The sequence below is a fragment of the Tenacibaculum sp. SZ-18 genome (assembly GCF_002813915.1).
Lineage (GTDB): Bacteria > Bacteroidota > Bacteroidia > Flavobacteriales > Flavobacteriaceae > Polaribacter.
On record NZ_CP019335.1, the window covers coordinates 1559796 to 1582014 of the forward strand.

19 protein-coding genes are annotated in these 22219 nt (G+C 29.3%); 6 read left to right on the forward strand and 13 right to left on the reverse strand.

What is annotated here, in order from left to right; all coding sequences use genetic code 11:
- Positions 1-14: 14 nt before the first annotated feature.
- A complete protein-coding gene (locus tag BTO06_RS07115) occupies positions 15-1064 on the forward strand; it encodes a sensor histidine kinase (RefSeq protein WP_100924635.1) in 1050 nt (349 codons plus the stop codon).
- Positions 1061-1837: a LytR/AlgR family response regulator transcription factor gene (locus BTO06_RS07120; protein WP_100924636.1), complete on the forward strand. Its 777-nt coding sequence runs from the start codon at positions 1061-1063 to the stop codon at positions 1835-1837. The genes BTO06_RS07115 and BTO06_RS07120 overlap by 4 nt, the downstream gene beginning before the upstream one ends.
- A 101-nt stretch (positions 1838-1938) precedes the next feature.
- On the opposite strand, the gene BTO06_RS07125 is transcribed toward BTO06_RS07120, so the two are convergent.
- The 3 genes from BTO06_RS07125 to BTO06_RS07135 form a co-directional block, all read right to left on the reverse strand.
- The gene (locus BTO06_RS07125; protein WP_100924637.1) at positions 1939-2124 is read right to left on the reverse strand and encodes a hypothetical protein; all 186 of its coding nucleotides are present in this window, start codon (positions 2122-2124) and stop codon (positions 1939-1941) included.
- A 157-nt stretch (positions 2125-2281) separates the two neighbouring features.
- The gene (locus tag BTO06_RS07130) at positions 2282-4135 is read right to left on the reverse strand and encodes a sensor histidine kinase (RefSeq protein ID WP_100924638.1); all 1854 of its coding nucleotides are present in this window, start codon (positions 4133-4135) and stop codon (positions 2282-2284) included.
- Between the two features lies 1 nt (position 4136).
- Positions 4137-4889, reverse strand: coding sequence for a LytR/AlgR family response regulator transcription factor (locus BTO06_RS07135; RefSeq protein WP_100924639.1), 753 nt, complete (start codon positions 4887-4889; stop codon positions 4137-4139).
- A gap of 275 nt (positions 4890-5164) precedes the next feature.
- Here BTO06_RS07135 and BTO06_RS07140 point away from each other — a divergent pair, with 275 nt between their 5' ends.
- Positions 5165-6178 (forward strand): T9SS type A sorting domain-containing protein, encoded by a 1014-nt coding sequence (locus BTO06_RS07140; protein WP_100924640.1) that lies wholly within the window; start codon positions 5165-5167, stop codon positions 6176-6178.
- An 82-nt stretch (positions 6179-6260) separates the two neighbouring features.
- Here BTO06_RS07140 and BTO06_RS07145 read toward each other — a convergent pair whose 3' ends face one another.
- From BTO06_RS07145 to BTO06_RS07165, 5 genes are all read right to left on the reverse strand, one after another.
- Positions 6261-7604 carry a hypothetical protein gene (locus tag BTO06_RS07145; protein WP_100924641.1) on the reverse strand — a complete coding sequence of 448 codons (1344 nt, stop codon included), beginning with the start codon at positions 7602-7604 and terminating at the stop codon, positions 6261-6263.
- Complete coding sequence (locus BTO06_RS07150) at positions 7601-8116, reverse strand: hypothetical protein (protein WP_100924642.1); 516 nt, start codon at positions 8114-8116, stop codon at positions 7601-7603. The genes BTO06_RS07145 and BTO06_RS07150 overlap by 4 nt, the downstream gene beginning before the upstream one ends.
- Positions 8117-8268: 152 nt before the next feature.
- Complete coding sequence (locus BTO06_RS07155; protein ID WP_100924643.1) at positions 8269-8472, reverse strand: hypothetical protein; 204 nt, start codon at positions 8470-8472, stop codon at positions 8269-8271.
- A gap of 211 nt (positions 8473-8683) precedes the next feature.
- Positions 8684-11962, reverse strand: coding sequence for an ABC transporter permease/M1 family aminopeptidase (locus tag BTO06_RS07160; RefSeq protein ID WP_100924644.1), 3279 nt, complete (start codon positions 11960-11962; stop codon positions 8684-8686).
- 12 nt (positions 11963-11974) lie between these two features.
- Positions 11975-12841 (reverse strand): ABC transporter ATP-binding protein, encoded by an 867-nt coding sequence (locus BTO06_RS07165; protein ID WP_100924645.1) that lies wholly within the window; start codon positions 12839-12841, stop codon positions 11975-11977.
- Positions 12842-13086: 245 nt separating this feature from the next.
- Between BTO06_RS07165 and BTO06_RS07170 the strand changes: the two genes are divergently transcribed.
- Together BTO06_RS07170 and BTO06_RS07175 are read left to right on the forward strand one after the other, a co-directional pair.
- Positions 13087-13836, forward strand: a complete 750-nt coding sequence (locus tag BTO06_RS07170; protein WP_232731534.1) for a sensor histidine kinase — start codon at positions 13087-13089, stop codon at positions 13834-13836.
- On the forward strand, positions 13833-14522 hold the full coding sequence (locus tag BTO06_RS07175; protein ID WP_100924646.1) for a LytR/AlgR family response regulator transcription factor: 690 nt from the start codon (positions 13833-13835) through the stop codon (positions 14520-14522). The genes BTO06_RS07170 and BTO06_RS07175 overlap by 4 nt, the downstream gene beginning before the upstream one ends.
- Positions 14523-14582: 60 nt before the next feature.
- Here BTO06_RS07175 and BTO06_RS07180 read toward each other — a convergent pair whose 3' ends face one another.
- The 4 genes from BTO06_RS07180 to BTO06_RS07195 all read right to left on the reverse strand — a co-directional run bounded on the left by BTO06_RS07180 (position 14583) and on the right by BTO06_RS07195 (position 20174).
- Positions 14583-16661, reverse strand: a complete 2079-nt coding sequence (locus BTO06_RS07180) for a PepSY-associated TM helix domain-containing protein (protein ID WP_100924647.1) — start codon at positions 16659-16661, stop codon at positions 14583-14585.
- Positions 16661-16963, reverse strand: coding sequence for a hypothetical protein (locus BTO06_RS07185; RefSeq protein WP_100924648.1), 303 nt, complete (start codon positions 16961-16963; stop codon positions 16661-16663). The genes BTO06_RS07180 and BTO06_RS07185 overlap by 1 nt, the downstream gene beginning before the upstream one ends.
- A complete protein-coding gene (locus tag BTO06_RS07190) occupies positions 16953-17294 on the reverse strand; it encodes a hypothetical protein (RefSeq protein ID WP_100924649.1) in 342 nt (113 codons plus the stop codon). Before BTO06_RS07190 ends, BTO06_RS07185 begins: the two co-directional genes overlap by 11 nt.
- Before the next feature lie 93 nt (positions 17295-17387).
- Positions 17388-20174 (reverse strand): TonB-dependent receptor, encoded by a 2787-nt coding sequence (locus tag BTO06_RS07195; protein ID WP_100924650.1) that lies wholly within the window; start codon positions 20172-20174, stop codon positions 17388-17390.
- 160 nt (positions 20175-20334) lie between these two features.
- Between BTO06_RS07195 and BTO06_RS07200 the strand changes: the two genes are divergently transcribed.
- Complete coding sequence (locus BTO06_RS07200; protein ID WP_100924651.1) at positions 20335-21297, forward strand: helix-turn-helix transcriptional regulator; 963 nt, start codon at positions 20335-20337, stop codon at positions 21295-21297.
- Here the strand turns inward: BTO06_RS07200 and BTO06_RS07205 are convergent.
- Positions 21294-22208 carry a sterol desaturase family protein gene (locus BTO06_RS07205; RefSeq protein WP_198517142.1) on the reverse strand — a complete coding sequence of 305 codons (915 nt, stop codon included), beginning with the start codon at positions 22206-22208 and terminating at the stop codon, positions 21294-21296. The two genes, BTO06_RS07200 and BTO06_RS07205, sit on opposite strands and share 4 nt — an antisense overlap.
- Positions 22209-22219: the final 11 nt, after the last annotated feature.

A 22219-nucleotide genomic window follows, 5' to 3' on the forward strand; every position in this document is an offset into this window, starting at 1 on the left:
TAAATACCTAACTTTTGAAAAGAAAAACCAATTACATTTGGGTAATAATAATTTCGGCTTTTGTAATTACAATTTTAGCTAACGTTGGATTGTTTAATCATTTCCATAAATTATATACAATGAAAGATCCAACACCTGCGAATCAAGAAGAGTATTACTTCACAGTTCGCATTGGTTTTGTTGGTGTAGCTACAGAATTATTAATGTTATTCGTATTTGCTTTTTATAATTATTCATGGAAAGAAAAGCTATTTCGAAATAATTCTGTTTTTCTAATAATTCTAGGTAATCTAATATTATTTATAGCTTTTATAGCAATGGATATGTTTATTTTCAAATACGTTACAAAAACGCATCCTAACTTGGTGTTATCCGTTTTTTATTTAAAGGATTATTTAATCAATCATTCTTTGGTTTTAATTATTGCTATTGTGGCTCCGTATATGTTGCTCCGAATGGAAAAAGCAAGAGAAATGGAAATGAATTTAATTCAAATGAAAGAGGAAAAATCTACTGCTGAATTGTCTGCTTTGAAAGAGCAAATCAGTCCGCATTTTTTCTTCAATACTTTAAGTACGTTGAGTTCAATCGTTAGAAATGAATCGAAAAGTGCAAGTCTTGAATTTATTAATGATATCTCGAATACTTACAGATATTCACTGTCTTCAGCCAAAACAGATGTAGTTACGCTTAAAGAAGAACTCGATTTTATTGAATCGTATTCGGATCTGTTACAAAAACGTTTTGGAGATAAACTAAAGATTAATATCGAGATATCTGAGGATAACTATGACTATAAGGTCCCTCCTATGTCGATTCAATTATTGAGTGAAAATGCCTTACAGCATAATATTATTACTTCAGAGAATCCTTTACAGATAAAGATTTACAATAAAGAGAAATCCATTTATGTTGAAAATAATATAATAGAAAAAGAAAATGTAGAAAGCTTTGGAATAGGATTGATGAATTTGAATAATAGATATAAATTAATTGCAGAGAAAGAGATCTATATTGAGAAAAAAGAAGATTTGTTTTCTGTTAAACTTCCTTTATTAACATGAATGTAGTACTTATTGAAGACGAAACAAGTGTAGCTCAAAATCTTTGTGATTTACTATTTGAAGTGAATCCAGAGATTAAGGTGTTAACTGTATTAGAAACAGTAAAAGATAGTATTTTCTGGTTTGAGCAAAACGAATCTCCAGACATTGCATTTTTCGATATTAAAATAGCAGATGGCAGTTCTTTTGAAATCTTAGAAAAGATTACTCCTAATTTCCCCATAATATTTACAACAGCTTTTGATGAATATGCGCTTAAAGCCTTTAAATACAGTAGCATTGATTATTTATTGAAACCCATTCAAAAGGTTCGTTTAGAGAAAGCAATTTTAAAATATCAAAACTTATATACTCGTGATAAGATTATTATAGATAACAATTCGAAGCTGATTAAAACATTGAAAGAGATAAAAGAATCTTCTAAATCTCATATGTATAAGAAATCTTTTCTTGTACACTACAGGAATCAATTAATTCCGTTAAAAGTTGAAGAAATTGCTGTGTTTTACATTGAAAATCAGTTGTTATATTGCAAAACTATAGATAATAAAGTGTTTAAAGTATCTACAACATTAGAAAAGCTAGAACAACAATTAAATCCAAAGTTATTTTTCAGAGCTAACAGACAATGTATTGTCGCAAAAAAAGCTATAAAATATGCCACTCCTTTTGAACATAGAAAGTTAAAACTGATGTTGCATCAAGAGTATTCATCTCATATAATTATAAGTAAATTAAAGGTTACAAATTTTAAATTATGGATGGATGAATAAAGAGTATATTTTTTAAAATTTAAACTAAGAACACATGCCAATTTTGGGGGGAATATTAATTGGCATGCATTAAAATTATATCAAGAATCTAGTTGTCATTTTTAAAAGCAATTACAAATTCCTCTAAATAGAAACCCTCCCGGAGATCCTTGTGCATTACACGTTCTACAACAATAAGGATGACCTGTACCACAATATATTCCTAGAATATAGCCACCATTAATAGATTCTTGCTCTTGCTTTTCAAGCTTTTTGACGTTTTCTAAATTTAAAATCTTTTTAATCATAATTTGAGTTTTGATTATTTAAATGGTTATTAATTTTTTTAGTAAAAAATTACTCACTTAAAGTTATAAGTATTCAACTCAAACTTGATGAATCAATTGATGTCTTTATACTTTGGATTGATGGATTAGTGATTTCAATTGATAAGTAATTTCTAGATTACAACTCAGTAGGAATTTTTATAATTACCCTTGTACCAGTTGAATGGTTTTGCTCATTGTGCTTATCTATGATCGTGATAGGATTATTTTCAGAAGGGTTTAGCAATTGTAATCTTTGAGTAGTTACTTTAATTCCTCTGGATTTAGTAGTATCTTGATATTTAGTTTTGTTTTCTAAAGAACGTTGCCTTCCTTTCCCATTATCTTCAACAGTACAGATGATGTGAGCATCGGTTTTATCAAAATGAATTTTAATGTTTTTGGCGCCTTCTTTTTTATGCAACAAGCCGTGTTTAATTGCATTCTCCACAAAAGGTTGTACAATAAACATAGGAATTTCAACTGCGTCAACATCAATGGTGTTTGAAATAGAAATAGAATATTCAAAATTTGCATCAAATCGAAGTGCTTCTAAATCAATGTATTTTTTAAGAAGTGTAATCTCTTCGGATAATATTATTGTAGATTCCATCGTACTTTCTAAAACACCTCTAGTAAGCGCACTGAATTTATTTAAATACTGCATGGCTTTTTCCTTTTTATCAGAAACGATTAAATGTTGAATAGAAGTTAAGGAATTAAAAATAAAATGTGGATTCATTTGTGCTCTTAAAGCCTTGTTATTGCTGATAAATGAAGCTTTTTGGAAATACAGCTTTTCTTGTTGTTCTTGATTAATTTTATAAACCAATCCTAATGTAAAAATTATAATCTCTAAAAATGCCCCAAAGATCATAAATAAAGGGTTTTTAAGAAATAATAAGCCCAATGCTCCAGACATATATAAAAACGATCCTATTACTACAAAATAAGCCAGTTTATTTTTCGCATTGAATGCTAAGTATAACATTCCACATATGCCGAATAACGCCATAATTAAGCGTTGAATATTCATCATATTTACATGCATGACAATATTTTCAAAAAGTAAAAAATTAACATCAAGAATTATAATAACAATAAGAATATAAATAACAAATTGTAAGATTCGATGTAGTTTAGGATAATTAGAATTTGTAGTTAAATAGTGTTTGACAAAAAGTAAATAACAAAGATTTATGAAAACTTGGGCAATTTGTTGAAATGAATAACTAAACAAATTATTCCCACCGAAAAATATATTATTCGTTCGAAATACATTACCATTTAGATAAACAAATAACCAGAAAATATAGAATGCATAATATATAAACTCCCTTTTCCTAGACAGTAAATAGAAAAATAAGGTTAGGATAAAAAGAACTAAACATACTCCAGAGAAAAGATACTTAGGAATTAGGGTTTTTAAATCATTCCAACTATAAAGCTTAGTTTTTAATTCTTCATTTTTCTTGGAAACATAATGGAATTGAAAGCTTTTAAGTGGATCAATGCTTATTAATCCTTTAATTTTTAAATACAGAAATTTCTTATCAATTAATGAGTTTGAATTAAAAGGGATTCCAGAATTATATAATACAGATTCACGTTCGATAGTTTTTTGAAATAAACCTAACTTCTTCTCTTCAATTCTTCCATTTTCTGAAAAAAATAATGAGCAATACCCAAAACCACGAAATCGTAAATACCAAACTGTATCGTTCTGTAATTGTTCATATTCTTGCCTAAAATCTAACTTAATCCAAAACAAAGCTCCTACATTATCTGTTTTAGGTAACTCTTTCAAAGGAACAAACAATTGATCTGACTGATTTAAATTTTTAAAAGAAATTGTATCTAAATCGCTTTTGAAAACGGTAACTGGAATTTTCTCACTCTTATAAAATTCAGCATTTTGACTATTAAGACTTAAGATTGCTATAGCCGATAAATAATAAAAAAGAAAGAAAGGATATTTTAACTGCTTTAACATACTAAAAGCTAAGCTGATTCATAACACTAAGAAAGGTATCTTTTTTGTTATTTGAAATACTTAAATGATCTTGATTACTCATTAAAATATAACCTCCATCTGATTTCATATAACCTTCTACTTCTCTAAGATTAATTAAAAATCGATTATGAATTCTCATAAACTGATGATCTACTAAGAGATTTTCGTAGACTTTTAAATGCTTACTAACAATTATGGTGGATTTATTTTTCAAATAAAATGTTGTGTAAGATCCGTCCGCCTTGCAGTAAATGATATTGTCAATCGCAACAAATTCAATTCCACCACTTGTTGCTAGGCAAATTTTACTCAGTTTAGTGTGGTGCTGTAAATTGTGTAAAAGCGCTTCTAATTGTTTTTTGTAGACAATATTGTCTTTGCGCTTTAATTTTTCTACAGCAATTATAAGTTCATCGGAATCAATTGGTTTCAAAAGATAATCTAAGGAACTGTATTTTATTGCTTTTAAAGCATAGTGTTCGAATGCAGAAATAAATATAACCTCAAAATTAATAGAATCGATTTCAGTAAGAATATCGAATCCTGTTCCTTCTTGTAATTCTATGTCTAGAAATATTACATCAGGTTTTACAAGGTTAATGGCTTGAATGGCATCTTTAATATTATCGACAGATTTTATAACAGATATATCTTTACAAAAAGAATCTAATAACTTTTCTAAAGTTTCCCTACTATGTCTTTCGTCGTCTACTATAATTGCTTTTATACTCATGGTTGATTTGGTATGTATAGACTTGAAATTTCTGAGAAAGTATATTCTCAATATCGTTTAAATATGATATTAACGAATTGAATGTCTTGTAATTATAATCAAAGAAACAAAAAAATCAATAGTATCCAAATTTGAAACTCTTGATAAATGAGAAGGTTTTAAAAATACCTTAAAAATCTATCCAATTTTCAGCATTTTGGAAAATTCTGGACTCATAAAATGTGTGTAACAACTACTTTCATCTTTATTAAATAATTACCAAATAATATAATCTCATGAAAAAGTTAACCCTATTAGTTACAGTTTTAGTTACCGTTTTGCACACTTCCGTAATTTTTTCTCAAACCATATATATGATTAATTCGGAAGGTGATGTTTATAAGTTAAATAGAGAAGATACATTTTCATACTTTACAAGTACAGATGTTACTACAAATGATATAGCAATATCTGAAGAAGGTATAATTTATGGAATTACAGCAAATGGTTTAATTGAAATTAAAAAAGGAACACATGAAGTTCTACCCAATACAGAAGGAATGTATGGTAATTCGTTGGTTTATGCAGGTTCTGGAGATTTATATTACATCCATAAAAAATCTTTGTACCGCTATAATGTAAATTCTGAAGCAGTTGAGCTCATAAGTAATTTTGATCTTGGAACACCTGGTGATTTAACGCTGTATAAAGGGAATATAATTTTCCCAAATAGTATCATTCCAATTGATGGAAGTGAATCTTATTCGAGAATTTTGGCCTATAACTTAAAGAGTGGTTTAATATCAGAAGTTGCGTGTTCCGATTTGTTTGGAGTATCTTTCGGAATTACTAATGTTTTTAGCAATTGCAAATCTAATAAAGTATATTTTACAAACTTGAATTATCCTTGGGAAAACTTATACACAGTAGATTTAGAAACAGGAGAAATTGCTATATCTTCGATTAAAGTACCAGCCAATAATATATTTGGTTTAGCTTCTAGTAACGAATATTTAGCAGCTGATTGTCATGAAGAATTAAGAACAAAAAACTGTAGGAGTATATTTTCTATAGACGAATTTTTATCAGAATCAACAAAAGTGTACCCAAATCCAACAAATGATATTATAACAGTTAACAGTAAAGTAGAACTTGATTTAATTGAAATATATGATATGAATGGTAAATTGGTTAGAAAAATCGAAGATCCTGAGAATGGAACTTCAATTAAAAATCTTAGTTCAGGAAATTACCTAGTAAATCTTCATCATAAAAATTCCAAAAAGATTATCAAGGTGATTAAGAAATAAAACACCTGTGATGTTATTACAAAATAATAACCTAGAATTAGTTTCTAAGTTATTATTCCATTTATATGAACATAATATTTAATTATTTATCATCTAATTTAATTCCTGAGAATGAAAATTTGGCCACTAAACCTATACTTATGCGATCTCCAAGAACTGATTCGTCTTTTGCATGAACTCCGAATAAATCATTGGTTTGTATAGAAATACCACCCATTATTTTTTGTTTTTCACTATTAAATACATTTAATGCGATTCCCAGTACAGTATTATTTCTAAATTTTAGGCTATTGTCATATATGCGATGTCTAAAGTAGGGATTTAAAGATAAAAAGGTATTAGAGTTCTTATCATCTTTTTTAATTGGAGTCACCCAGATGTAATCGAAATTTAATGAATGTCTATTGAAAGAATCAAAAGTTCCTGAAAATGCTTTCACATTTGTTGAATTACTAAAAGTACCATCTGTAACTGTGGGATCTACCTTAGTTAAAGTGTATTCTCGTTCCTTTAAATCGCTTAAATTATTAGTTTTTCTGATTTCATAACTCCAACCGAAGAAATGATCTTGCATATATTGTATATTATATCCAACCTCGAGATTCCAACCTTCAAAATTCCTTTTTTCGAACCTAGAATCTACGGTCGTTGAATCTTGACCTAAATCATATCTAAAGTTAGTTCCGCTAATTCCACTACGAATAAATAATTTTTTAAAACTGAACCTATATGTTTTTTCTAAAACATTGATAGAATCACTAATTACTCTATTTTTCTTTATATTATTTTGATGCTCTTTAATATTATATTTTTTAATTTTATCATAGGAGTCATTACTTATTTCACGATCTAGGATAGTTCCGTTTGCAATTCCTTTTTGTATCGAATCTAACTTTTTGTCCAAAATTTCACGATTCTCATCTGTAGTAGAAACATAAAACTGAACCATTTTAGAAAGCTTAAAGTCTATTTTGTTATTGTCTAATAAGTCTTTTAGAAATGCATCATATCTATCGTTAAATAAAGCAATTTCATTCTGTAAATTTTTTCTTCCTTTTCGAAGTTTTTTCAATTTTTCACCTAATTCTGGAACGTTTTCTCCAAACCATTTTCTACCGAAAAGAATATTGATTTCTGCATTAGAAGCAATATCACCTCCTGAAAATAATGAACCTATTTCATTTTCAACTTCTGCATTAATTTCTCCACCAATTAACCAACCTGCTTGAGTTGATTTAAGTTTTTCTCCTTTTTTATTTAGATAAGAACTTATATTAAAGTTAGCTTTTTTATCCGCTACATCTAAGTTGAAATTAGTTGATGGTAAAATAATTGTGCTGTATCCTTCTGAATCTTGTGATAAGGATTGACCTTTAACTTCGAATAGAAAGAGAACGATGAGAATTGTAAAAATTAACTTTTTCATAATTTTAAGTCTGTAAAATGAATTTGCTCAGGATAAGTTCCATTATTTGAAAGAGGATTGCCTTCTAATTTACGTTCATGCTCTTTACCTGGTGTTGTGATCTCTATTTTTTTGATATCTAAGGTCCAATTTCCAACGCCTTCAACTATAACTTTTATGGTTATGTCGTAAGTACCAATAGAAAGTGGAATATTAGTTTTTGTTTTACCTGATCCTTTAACGCAAGATATACCCGATAAAAATAACTCAGCGCTTGGACTATCTGGTATAAAATCATAAGTTATTGTTGCTAAATTACTTGTGCTGTTTATAGTAACTTGCTGATTATCTTTCTCGATAAATGGAGAGACTTCTATAATTTTTTTAATTGTGTTAGAACTAGCAAGACCTTGAAAACCACGTTCTATTTCTTTTATCGATTTTTGTGATTCTTTTACATAATTATATACTTGCAGTTCTAAAGAAGCTAATCGCTTATTAGTAACTAATTCTTTTAATGTAATTTGTGACATAGGAAGTTTTTTGGATATAGTTAAACTTATTAATTGTAAAAGTATTTAATCTTTTTGATCTATTATATACCTATCTATAGGTATAATAGTGGTTTTAAGAACAGAAAAAAACTCACAAATTACGAGTAATATTATGAGTTTTTCTTAAATCTTTAATTGCTTATACTAGCAGTTGGACTTCCATATTGCTTGGCACATATATCTTGCCACTTATTCTGATTTTTATCAAAATCATCATCTCCAATCATTGCAAGAAACATGCATTCTTGATATGGTGTAAGTTCCCCTCCAATACTTTTTAATAATTCAGGATTATTGATTTGATACTTTTTGAATTTAGATAAATTAGATTTCATTTTATATGATGGTTAATAATTAATAGTTTAAATATAAGTGAATTGATTATACTATTAGACATTTAGCAACTGCAAAAAGAATAAAATCTAATAAGCAGTACCTAACAAATTGTTCTTCATCACTATAAAAATCTATTTAGTTTAATGCTCCAAAATGAGGATAAAAATGAATTTTATAGAATTGTTTATTATAATCCTCATTGCTTATTTATTATTTAAGGTTTAGTAGTTTGGTATTGGTTGTTCTGAGTAACTCATGTAAGATTAATCTTTGATTATTTGGAGTAACTTCTTCAAAATACTCTAATAAATCTTCAGAAGTTGGATAACGATTTGTATTTGTTTTTATAATTCCATCGTGTGTATTCCAATCTTTTAAAAACTTTTGGAGGGCTTTATTAACTTGCTCCTCTCCTATTAGTTTTTGTAATTCGTACATTACTAATACACCTTTGTAGTAATACACATAATCTTCGTTTTCAACAAGAGCTAGCGTTGGTTCTGCAATAGCTTTGCAACTTTCATTTAGGTATCGTTCTTTTTGCAACTTTAGAAACTGATGTACTTTCTCTTCAGAAAATTCTTGCTGTAAAACCATAATGGCTCCATATTGAGCTAATGTTTCTAAAACAAAATTTTGTCCTTTTACATTTGCAGCTTCTATTTGCATTCCGAACCACTGATGTGCAATTTCATGTGCTGTGATATAAAATACCATATCCACATCCTTTTCATTATCAATATCTAATACAAATCCCATAGCTTCCGAAAATGGAATTACGTTTGGTAAAGATTGTGCGAAATCAGCATATCTAGGGAATTCCATAATTCTTAATTGTTGATATTGATAAGGACTTAAATTCGAGCTGAAATAATCTAAAGAAGCTTTCATTCCATGAAGCATTCGATCCAAATTATAAGTGTGATTTTGATGATGATAAATTTCTAAATCTACCTTAGTATTATTCGATTTCCAAACATCTTTTTTAACTTCATATTCGGCAGAAACAATTGGGAAAAAATTGATAATTGGATTCTCATTGGTATAGTGAAAATAATTACGGTTATTGGCTTTCCAATGTTTAACTAACTTACCTGAAGTAACAGCAGTTTGTGAATTTGAAGTTCCTATAGTCATGTCAAGTAAAATTCCATTTGAATCACTTCCCGTACGTGCATTTACAAGTTCATTAATATCGTTTATCTCAGCTTTTCTTTGTCTTTGGGGTAATGCATAACTTGTTCGTATTTCGTCATCAGAAAGTTCATATTTCTTGTTATAACCTAAAGTTGGAAATACATTGTTATTAAAAAATGTTCCGTTATAAATTACATCTCCTTTTGATCCGTCCTCTTCAAAGCCTTTGGGATAAAACGTTTGCGTAAAATTCATTTTTAAAGAATCACCTGTACTCAAAGGTTTCTGTAATTGGTAAATAGTATAATGGAACTTTTGATATTTTGAATTAATAACTACATCTCTATCGAATTTCACATTTTTTAATTGTAAATGAGAAGCAATTCTTTTTTGAATATGAATTTCGCTGATTGTTTCAGTAGAAGTATTTTTCAGTGTGTAATTTCCATCTACTTCATAACTTCTTGTTTCAGGATATAACTCTAGATTCAACGTTACATCCGTTATTTTCGGTTGGGGTTTATATTCAAATTGTTTCAGTTCTTTTTCATATGAGGCACGAAAGGTTTGTTCTTCTTCATTAGTCCAATATTCATTTAAAACGTTGGTGTTGTAAAAAATGTATGATCCAATTAGAATAAACAGCGTTGTCAATGAAATCAGAAGGATTTGTATAGATTTTGTCATTTCTGATTTCATATTTTTAATACGTTTCCATAAACTAATTTCAGTTCCTCTGTTCATGATTAAAGAACTTAGGATTAAAAGTAATCCAGCAAAAACGATCCAATACGTTTTAATCCATAAATAGGGTTTTAAGAAATGTCCGTAACCATTCATTTCTGAATATATTCCTAATGTTTTTCCACCGTACTTGTATAAACTATGATTAAAACCAAAGTATTCAGAAGCGATATTACCAATGAAAAATAGTAAGGTTAGGAAAATTCCAATGAACTTATTCTTACTTGTAATTTGAAAGAAGAAGGTTATAACGGTGTATAAAAACAGATAAGGTAAAATTTCAATAAAGAATCCAGTAAAATATACATGTAAATCTAACTGATAATACCCTTGACTTAGTTGAAACAGAATCCCAGTACAAATTAAACTTAGCATAAGAAAAACATAAATAGCATTTAGAGCTAAAAGTTTGGAAACAAGTGTTATTAAATTATGAATGGGAGTGGCATCACTTAAAACGTTCTGTTTGATAGTTCGTTCTTTCCAAATGATTTCACCTGAATAAAAAAGTAAAATAATTATGAAGAAATACATTGACATTTCTTGTAACTCGGCCATTATAAAATGAGTGGCAGGGTAACTATCAACATCATAAACAGTTCCTAAACTAATTGAGTTAATCAAAATAATTATAATTCCGCAAATTACGATCGCCCAAAATGCTGTTTCTTTAAGAATAGATAGCGTATAAAATTTGGTCAATTCTTTTAATTGAATCAATCTAGACTTCAAGCTAAACTGTAATGAAATACTTGGAATTATAGTAGTTACAGTTGAGTTGTTTGCGTGAACTTCCCTTTTCTTTTCCTTCTTTTTCGTCTTTCTAACTAATTGACTAAAAGAGAACTTTCTATAACCATAAATAGCAACTAAAATTCCAATTAAGCTCCAAAAAACCTTGTTATGCAATAGAATACCATTAAAAGCTATTGACATCATATTTCGCTCGGCGTTAATCCAATCTTTAGAATATTGTGTTAGAGTTGTTAGTGAAAAAGGATCGAAAATTCCTTGTAAATATTCATTCGTAATCGCCTTGGTTAATAAGAAAATTACAAATAATATAATTCCTTGTGTGTAAACAACCATTAGGTTTTTGCTTAACATTCCTGTTACAAAAAAGGTACAAGCTCCAAAAAATAACGTAGGTAAAACGACTACTATAAATGTTTGTATGTATGTCCAAGGATCAAAGGCTAACATTTCAGAAGCTTTGTGCCATGGCATTTGAGATCCTATCATTATTCCAAATAAAACCCCACTAAAAATGAAAAGTAAAATGACAAATGAACCTGAAAATCTACCAAGTAAATAATCTCTTTTTGAAATTGGATTTACAAATAAAATGGATTCGGTATTGTATTGGAAATCCCTCAATACAGGAACTCCCATAATCATTGATACAAGAATCATAAATATTCCAGTAATTGCTCCCATAGTTTTTCCAATGACTAATGGAGCGTTTTTTTTCATAATTCCTAAATCAACACCTTGAAAAATAAAATCTACACCTACCATGGAAAACAATAGTAGAAAAACTAAAAACACATACGTTTCAGGTCTTTTAACTCTATATTTTAATTCAAATTTGAATATTTCGTACCACATAATTAGAAAAGATTAATTGTTGATTTTTGAAAAGTATAAGTCTTCTAGAGTTGCCTTTACAGGAATAAAACCGTTTCCTGGATGTACTTCACTGAACACACGAATTATTGGTTTTCCTAGAAATAGTTTATCATTTATCACATGATATTCCTGTTTGTAGTGTTCCAATTCTTTTCTTTTAATACTCTTTTGGTATACTTTTCCTTCTAATTGCTGAATCAGTTCTAATGGCTTTCCTGTAAGAACTACTTCTCCTCTATTCATAATAGCCATATTCGAACACAATTCTTTTATATCATCCACAATATGAGTTGAAAAAATGACGACAATGTTTTCTGCAATTTCACTTAACAAATTATAGAATCGGTTTCGCTCTTTTGGATCTAAACCTGCTGTGGGTTCATCTACAATTAATAATTTCGGATTGTTCAGTAAAGCTTGTGCGATTCCAAATCTTTGTTTCATTCCACCAGAAAATCCCTCTAAATTTTGTTTTCGTACCTCATACAAGTTGGTTTTATGAAGTAATGCGTCAACAATTGCTTTGCGTTCTTTCTTGATGGTAATTCCTTTCAAAACAGCGAGGTGATTCAATAAAATTTCTGCTGACATTTTAGGATAAACTCCAAATTGCTGAGGTAAATACCCAAGTATTTTTCGAAGTGAGTGTTTATCGTTTTGAATGTTAATGTTGTTAAATGATAATTCTCCTTGATCTGCATCTTGTAATGTGGCTATCGTTCGCATTAAAGTAGATTTTCCAGCTCCATTCGGACCTAATAATCCGAACATCCCTTTAGGGATTTCTAGAGATACATTCTGCAATGCTTTTACACCATTATCATAGGTTTTACTTACGTTTTTTATAACGAGTTCCATAAGTTGACTTTTAAAATTATATGCCAAACCTATTTGGAATCTCAAATTCTTTAAAGTTTTAGGGAAGAATTAGAAAGAGTTGAATGTGAATTGTTATTTAGAAAGTTTAAAGTACGTTTGTCCCAATAATAAGAAGTTTTATAACTGATTTTTGATAGTTTATCAACTTATTTGTCTGCACTAGATTTATTACCTAATATTGAATTGTGATTACAAAAATTAAACATGTCAAAAAGCTATTTACATTGAGAAACATACGTTTCTTACTGTTGGTAATTGGAGTTATAATTGTTCTATTTAACGATGTATTTGGTAAAATAGAAGGATTTATAGAATTCTTGTTTTTATACTTTATTTCAGTTTGTATTGCAGTAGCGCATTGGTTGTTTGTGAATATAAAGTTCATTATCAATCTTAAGAATGAAAAAGCTAAAACGGAGTTAATGCATTTGCAATCTCAAGTAAATCCGCACTTTTTCTTTAATATGTTGAATAACCTTTATGGATTGGTAGATAAAGACAGCGAAAAAGCAAAAGCCTTGATTTTAAAGTTGTCTGATATGATGCGTTACAGTATTTATGAAGGACAAAAAGAGTATGTAACTTTAGCTAAGGAAATAGATTTTATTCACAATTATATTGAACTTCATAAAATGCGTTATCACAAAAACATTGATTTGAAATTCGAAATTGATGTTGATAATGATCTGTTGAAAATAATGCCTTTATTGTTTATCATTTTAGTTGAAAATGCATTTAAACACGGAGTTGAAGTATTACGTAATGATGCTTTTGTAACTATCGCTATTAAAACTATTCAGAATAAGGTTACCTTTAGTATTCAAAATAACTTTGATTCCGAAGACAAATCGGTTCAAGGAATTGGATTAGAAAATTTAAAAAGAAGGTTGGAATTAGCATACCCGAAAAAGCATGAATACTCAACTTTGATTGAAAATGAAGTGTACTCATCAAAACTTTCGATACAATTATGATTAAATATATAATAATTGATGATGAACATATTGCTCATGATATTATAAAAGGATATTGTGATGCCTTGCCAAATCTTTCTTTTGTGCAGCATTGTTATGATGCTATAGAAGCTATGGAATGTTTGCGAAACCATCAGGTGGATTTGATTTTTTTGGATCTGAATATGCCGAAATTAAAAGGGTTTGAGTTTCTGCGTACCTTACAAAATCCTCCTAAAGTAATTGTCACAACTGCGTATCAAGAATATGCATTAGAAGGTTACGAACTTAATATTATTGATTATCTATTGAAGCCATTTGGTTTTGATCGATTTATAAAAGCCATTAATAAAATAGAAGGATCAACTACAACAGTTTCTAATGTAAATGTTAGTAAAGAAACAAACAGTTTGTTTTTACGATCGAATAAAAAATTAGTTCAGGTGAAAACAGATGAAATTCTCTTTATTGAGGCCACCGGCAATTATGTAAGAGTTACAACAACTGAACAAGAAATAAAAGTTAGAGAAAAGATTTCAGACGTATTAGATTTATTACCTACTGATGCGTTTTTTCAGGTTCATAAGTCTTTTATTGTAGCAAAAAATCATATAAATGAAATTGAAGGTAATCGAATTTTAATTCGGGATTTTAGGATTCCTATTGGGAAAACGTATAAGTTAAATTTGAATAAGTTATTGATTTAAAGCAAAAAAACCGATTCAGATTCAACTAAATCGGTTTTTAAATTCGTAAAATTCTATCTTCTACTCGTGAGAAGATACATGAGATTTCCATACTAATAATTCTTGTACTAAAAATACATTAGCAATTGCCATTAAAAGCAATATTAAAATCTCTGAAATATTCGAAGGTTCATAAATTAAGGCTGTTATAAAATGATAAACATTAAATAAACCCAACAAGAACGCCCAAATTAATGAAGTCCATTTAAACCAGTTTTGTGAAAGAGAAACGGTTAAAACAGCAAATAAAAATGCCATTCCTTCCAATATAATTCTCCATTGATGTGCCCAGCTTGGAATTTCTCCTTTTGATCCTTCTAATACTAAGGATTCTTGAAAATAAACATTGGCAATTCCGTAAACGTGATGAAGTATGAATCCAATGACTAAAAGAGTCCACAATGAAATAACTTTTGTTCTCATAGTAATAAAATTTTTGTTTTTTTTGATTGGTAAATTTTGGTTTATCGTAGTTCGGTTCTCTTCTTGTTTTAAGAGAGTTTTTAAGTTTTTATAGTTAATCGGATTTTTCGAATAACTACTTTGTTCTTTTATAGATGGTTTAATTTTGAAGTAAATTAATAATGCTGTTATAGATAAAAACAACCATAAAACATCAATAGTAAAGATTTCAAATTGTTTATTAGCATAAGTTTTCCATATCCAGTTGTTAGAAACTAATCCACTAACTACGGGAACTATAAATCCAAGAATTCCACCGATTAAAAGGGTGGTTTTATTAGTGAAATAATTATTTCTTTTAAATCGATAGTATAAAGTGAGTATAAGCCAAACACCAAAAAACCAGGTATATAGAATACTCATTTTTTGAGTTTCATAAACCTCTGGAAGTATTTTGACAATAATAAAAAATAAAGCTGTAACAGGAAACAACGTCAAGCAAATGGCAAGATAAATATGTCCGACTTTCGTAGTATACAATCTTTGTTTGAGTGTTTTACTTTTTTTGTTTCTAGCTTCAATCCAAATTAAAACTCCTGTTATAATTACAAAACATGTAATTAATGCCAAAACAAAATATATAATCTTTAATGGAGTTCCACCATAACTGGCAAAATGTAGTCTACTCATTACAAATTGAGAATCTACTAGATAATCTAATTCATTGGGAATTTTCTTATCTAAAATATCACCTGAATAGCTATCAATTACCATTCTTCCAATACCAACGAAACGATCTTGATCCTCAAGTTCACCAGTAATTACGTACTGCATATTTTTTCCACCATAGTTTTTTATAAAACATTGTGAAATATGGAAGTTTTTCCACTCGCTTGAAACTTGATTTAATGCAGTATTAAAACCAATAGCATTTTGATGATGATCCTTCTCTCCTATCCATTTTACAACTTTTCTTTCAGGACGCATATCTCCAATGAGTTTGCCCTGATCACCACCATATAGAAAGTTCGCAGGAAGTAAAACAAGTATACTAAGTGCAAAATAAGCACCACTTACAGCAAAAATGAATTGATAAGGTAATCCAATAATTCCTAATGCGGTATGTGCATCGGTCCAAACTCTTTTTAAGGCTATTTTAGGATTGAAATGGTAGAAATTAGGAATTATCTTTTTCCAGTGAACGATAACACCTGTAACAATGGCAAACAAAAAGAAAAGCGCTACAAATCCAGCTAAATATACACCTACATAAGGTATTTGAGCAAAAAAATGCAATCGATACAAAAATTCTCCTAAGCTGTAATTCTCCTCGTATGTTCTCTTTTCTAAAGTTTCGGTATTGATATATAAAAATTCGCCATGAACTTCTTTTTTAGCTACCGTTGAATCTTTTACTTCACCTAAAAAGCTATAAATTGTATTTCCCTTAACATCAAGATTTAACTGAATATCCCTTCCTTTTAAACTATATTTTTCATCTAGATGATTTAAAACGCTATCAACGTTAATATTTGCTTTAGAAGAACGTTTCTCGGTTTTAGGAGCTTCCCATAGTTCTATTTCTTCCTTAAATAATGAAAATGCACCAGTGAAAAATATAACATAAAGAGCAACACTAATTACAATACCACTTACTGTATGTGTATTGAAAAACACATTATAATTTCTTTTACTCATTATAAGAACGGATTATTTTGATTTCCAAAATGATAAATCATATATAAAACAATCATAAGTAAAAGATATAATCCCCAAACTTTCCAGCCATTTCGAAATAAAAAAGGAACAATAAGTAGAATTGCCCACAAAATAAATACAGTGAAAACTGAACTAATTAGAATTTCTTTTGGATAAGGAAACCATAAAGGTAAACACATGTGAAACAGAGCAGTAATTAGATAACCGCCTAATACTCCAGCTGAAATCTTAGCAAACTGATGCCAAGGTGATGGATTTAAATATTTTGGATTAGCTGGCATAAGCAATTATAATTTCAGTAAAAATTCCTAATAGTAATAGTAATAGAATTTTATCAATGTTGACTATTTTCATAGGAATAACTATTATTAAGAGACTTAAAACTGTTATAAAAAGTATTAAAAAAAATAAAATCCCACTGGTAACACCTAAATATAAAACAGACAATAACATACCAATTAATATCAAAGTAATACCAACAAACTTTGAAATTTTATTATTTGATTGAAACCAATATCCCAAAAAAGTTGTTCTATTTAACAATGCTCGTTTAGATGTGTTATAAAAAGCATAACATGCTACTAAATTAGTAAGAGTGATTAGTGTTATCATTTTTAAACTTTAAAACCATAAAACTCTGAATATATACTCAGAGTTCTATGGTGGTTAACACATTATATAATTCAAATTATTAATTACAGGACATTAAAATTTATAGCTAATAGAACCTAAATATGCTCTTGATGGTTGCGCATTAACAGTACTCCAACCTTTATAATACACTTTATCTGTTAGGTTATTAATTTTAAATCCAATTCTAAACTTTTTAGCTTCATAGTAAGCACCCATATTATAAACCGTATAACTAGGTAATTCAAAAGTTCCAGAGATTGCATTATTGATTGTTAGATGTTCAGACGCTCCATTAAATCCTGCTCCAATTCCGAAATTTTCTAAGAATGTTCCTTCTCCAAATCTGTAATCTACCCAAAAATTATAATTATGTTGAGGGCCCGCTTCTTCAGGTCTTCTATTTAATAACTCTGTTATTTCATTTCCTTTTTGTACAACAGTTTGACCGTTTTGATCAATGATTGTTCGTTCTGCGATACTACTGAATGCATCAGTAACTTTACTGTCGTTATATGCATATGAACCTCTAATATTTAAACCACTAAAAGGATTTGCATTCATTTCAATCTCAACTCCTTTACTTACAACTTCTTTAAGATCAATTTGGGCAGTTGTTAAAAATGCCATTGGATCTGTTGTTGTAATATTATTGGCAATGATATGGTAGTAAGAAGCTCCTAAATTGAATCTGTTATTGAATAAATTTGTTTTAATTCCTCCTTCGAATTGATTTGCTTTTACCGGTTGAAAGTTTTGGACTTCAACATTTGTTTCTGGCTGACCAGTTGTAGGATTAATTGTAGTAATTGTAGCAATTACAGGATCCTTATTAACAAATCCAGTTTGATAATTACCAAATACAGATAATTCATTTGGAATCACTTGATATACTAATCCAGCTTTTGGAGATAAAGTTGTTTTTGTGTAATCGTCATTGGTTGTAGATGTATCTCCATCCTGATCGAAGTGATCTACACGAAGCCCTAAATTAACTGTTAACTCAGGAGTTACGTTAATAACGTTAGAAACATAAGCTGCATAAGTTCTTGAGTTCGTTTTGATATCATTTACTGGAACATTTCTAAATACATTTTCTAAATCAGAAGCCGAAACACTATAACTTGCGTTTGGTGTAAATACAGGTGATTTTACATTTCCTTGTGCATCTAAGAAAGCGTCATAATAAGGAAAACCAGCGAACCCATCTCTAACTTGGCCTGCAACAGCTCCTAAAAAACTAACCGTTGCTGGATCAACAGGAGCGAAAAACAATGGGTTTTCCAAGAAAAACAGCACATTTCCTAAGTTAGAATTTTCATCAATTACTGGACTACCATTTTTATTTCTTGAATGCTGAGATCTATCCACGAAATCTAATCCTCCAACAAAGCGATTTCTAAAATCACCAATTTTAAAGTCTCCAATAAAGTTTTGTTGTAAATTTAAATTTGTGGCATTGGCATTTCTTTTATCAAAAATTCGAGCAAAAGAAGGAGTAGCAGTTAACGATACTGCTTCACTTATTAAAGGGTTCACCACAGGACCTAAAGCAGCATTTAAAGTTGGATCTGCCAATAGTGCTCCAAGAGCTCCTGAAATTTGCAATAATCCAGCTGCTCCACCATCAATGTTATATTGATAAAATCCTTTAGTTGAAGCGTAACTGCTTGCAAATATAGTTTGTGATGTCCATTGATCAGAAATTTTATAATCAACAATAGATCTTGTATTGAAGTTAATTGTATTTAATTCAACATCATTAGATGTAAAAGATTTGTTTGGATTAACATTTAATTCTTCAACATTTGTTGGAACTTGAGCACTTACACCAAAAGGAGTAAGAATTGCATTTAAACGATCTTGACCCAACCTATTAACGAATAACATAGATGGGTTTGTTTGGGAAGTTTGCGCAAACTCAAATCCGAATGATAAGTTTAATCTATTATTTACTCGATGGGTGATTGATGGAGCTACAAAGAATGTATTTTTAAAACCAGCATCTTGAAAACTATCTTGCGTTAAATACGTGGCATTAACTCTTAAGAATGTTTTGTCACTGTTAGCCATTGGCGTATTAAAATCAATAGAAAATCGATTTAAACCAAATGATCCTGCGGTGTAAGATAAACTTCCTCCTTCTCCTTTGAATGGTTTTTTAGTAACAATATTAATTAAACCACCTAAAGAAGTTTCTGTACTTCCGAATAATGTTGCAGATGGACCTTTTACAACTTCTATTCTTTCAATGTATGAAGGATCTAATGCACTTAAAGTGAATCCAGGCATTCCATCAACTAACTTGGGTTGAGTTGCAAAACCTCTTACAGAAAAATAACCTGTTCCTTCTCCTGGAGCACGACCAGTAGCTTCCCATAATTTACTTATACCAGTTGAATTGTTCAAAGCGTCTTCTAAGTTGGTAACAATTTGGGACTCTAATAAGTCAGACGTTATAGTAGAATAAACCTGTGCATTTTCTAAATCGTTCAAAGGAAGTTTTGAAACATAAGCAGTTTTCTTTCTTGAGAATTTATTAATTCTACCTGCAACAACTACTTCTTGTAGGATCTCGTTTCCTTGAAATAATATAATAGACACTGAATTATTAGGTGCAGTTATGGTTATTTCTTTTGTTTTATATCCAATTGAAGAAACAACTAATGTTTGTTGACCAGATATATTTTCAATTTTAAAATTACCATCAATATCAGTATCTGTTCCATTTAGTGTTCCTTTAACTAAAACTGTTGCACCGACTAATGGTTGATTATTATTATCAATTACATTACCGCTTATTTGGGCATAATTGATTAAGCTATAAAAACATAGCAAAGATGAAAGTATAAATCGTTTCATTTATTTTTATTTAGACTTATTATATATTATTTTTGTTGGAATTATGTTCCCCAAGAACTTTAATTATTTAGAATTAGTATAAATAATTGATTTTGCAAGTGCAAAACTACCAACTATAGTGATTACAAAATGACGTAATTGGGATAAAAAATGACGAGCTATGTATACTATTGATATTGATATTAGTATCGATAATAAATATGTTTTAGATGAGATTTTGATACTTAAAAGTATAAATAATCACTGTGGTTTAGCAACCAAAGAATATATCGTAAAAGAAAGTTTTGGTTCTGGATTTGTAAAGAGTTGGAATTTCGATGGTTTAATGATACGACATCGAGAGGTTTTATTTTCATCTGATATTAAAGTTAGAGGTGAACAGAAAACTAATGCGCTTATTTTTTCGATATTACTTAATGGCGAGAAAGTGATTTCCCTGCCACAATCTAATATTGAATTAATACAAGAAGAACTAGAGAGTTGTATCTCATTTATAAACTTAGCCAATGGCTGTGTAGTTTACCCGAAAGGAAAGCTGATAAGAGAAATTGTTATTAAAATGTCAGATGCTTTTATTCAAAAACATCAGCTAGACAAGGACTTCCCAATATACGAGGATTATGATGTACGTAACTTAAAAAATAATTTTTCTAATCAATTAGATTATAAAACGCAGCAAATCGTAAATGAATTATTAGAAGATAATAGAAACGGTTTACTGAAAAGATTGTTCTTAGAATCTAAAGTTTTAGAATTACTAATGTTACGTCTTGATAGTAAAAGCTCGGGCTTAAAGAATTCAACGATTTTGAAAAAAGTTCATTTAGCCAAAGATTTTATTGTAAATAATTTAGACGTTCAAATTTCTATTCAAGAACTTTCTAAGAAGGTGTTTTTAAATGAGTTTCAATTAAAAAAAGAATTTAAGTCGAATTTTGGAACCACAATTTTTGATTTTGCTTTACAGCAAAGAATAGTTGAGGCGAAGAAATTACTCTCTAAAACCTCAAAACCCATCTATGAAATTGCCGAATTAGTCGGATATAAGAATCCAACCCATTTTTCAGCAGCCTTTAAAAAAATCGTAAAACAGACTCCGAAACAATATCGAAATACCGTTTAGTTCTTAATTCCTTTTTTTTTCCAAGCTTCTTCTCTATAACTTTCTGATCTTTTCCCGCCATCAATATGGTTCCATCCAGGTGGCATTAGTACGTATTTAATTTTATCAATAATTGTTGGAGCATTTTTAACATCGAACCAAAGTTCTTTCCACATTAAAAATTGAACGTGCCAAAAGCTCTCACTATTTAATTCATCGTGCATAATTCCATATTCGATTCTTTCATTGTCGACTTCCTTCTGAAATGTTTTAAAAATTCTGTCCCAGATGCTAAAGGTTTCACCGTAGTTTCTATCTAAATAAATATGATTTTTCGCATGATGAACACGATGTACCGAAGGTGTAACAAAAATGTATTCTAGCCATTTATGCTTACCTACATATTTTTCACTAATATGAGTTAATGTAGCATATAATCTCGCAATTGGTTCAATTACAAATATCATAAATGGATGAAAACCTAAAATCGGTAACCAAATGAAATTAAATGGAGTGAAAAACACATCAAAAATAGATCCTCTTGCAACCACAGTTAAATTCATTTCTTCTGCTGTATGATGAACTCCATGAATGCACCAAAGAAATCTTACTTTATGTCCCAAGAAATGAATAAAAAAAACAGTGAAATCGTATAATAAATATGCTAAAATCCAGTAATACCACTCAAATCCGAGTTCAAATACTCGAAAGTTATATAGTCCGAACATAACCCCAACAATTAGTACCTTAGAAAGTAAAAAGTAAGGAATACTTTGTATCAGATAAGAAACAATACTAACAACACCTTCTTTTTTACTTTCGATATAATTAGAGAAAATAAGTATCCCCCACTCCACAATCATTAACACGAGAACAATAAAGCTCATGTGTTGTAACTGAATAGCAAAAGATTCAACGTCTAATAAGTTCATATTCTATTATA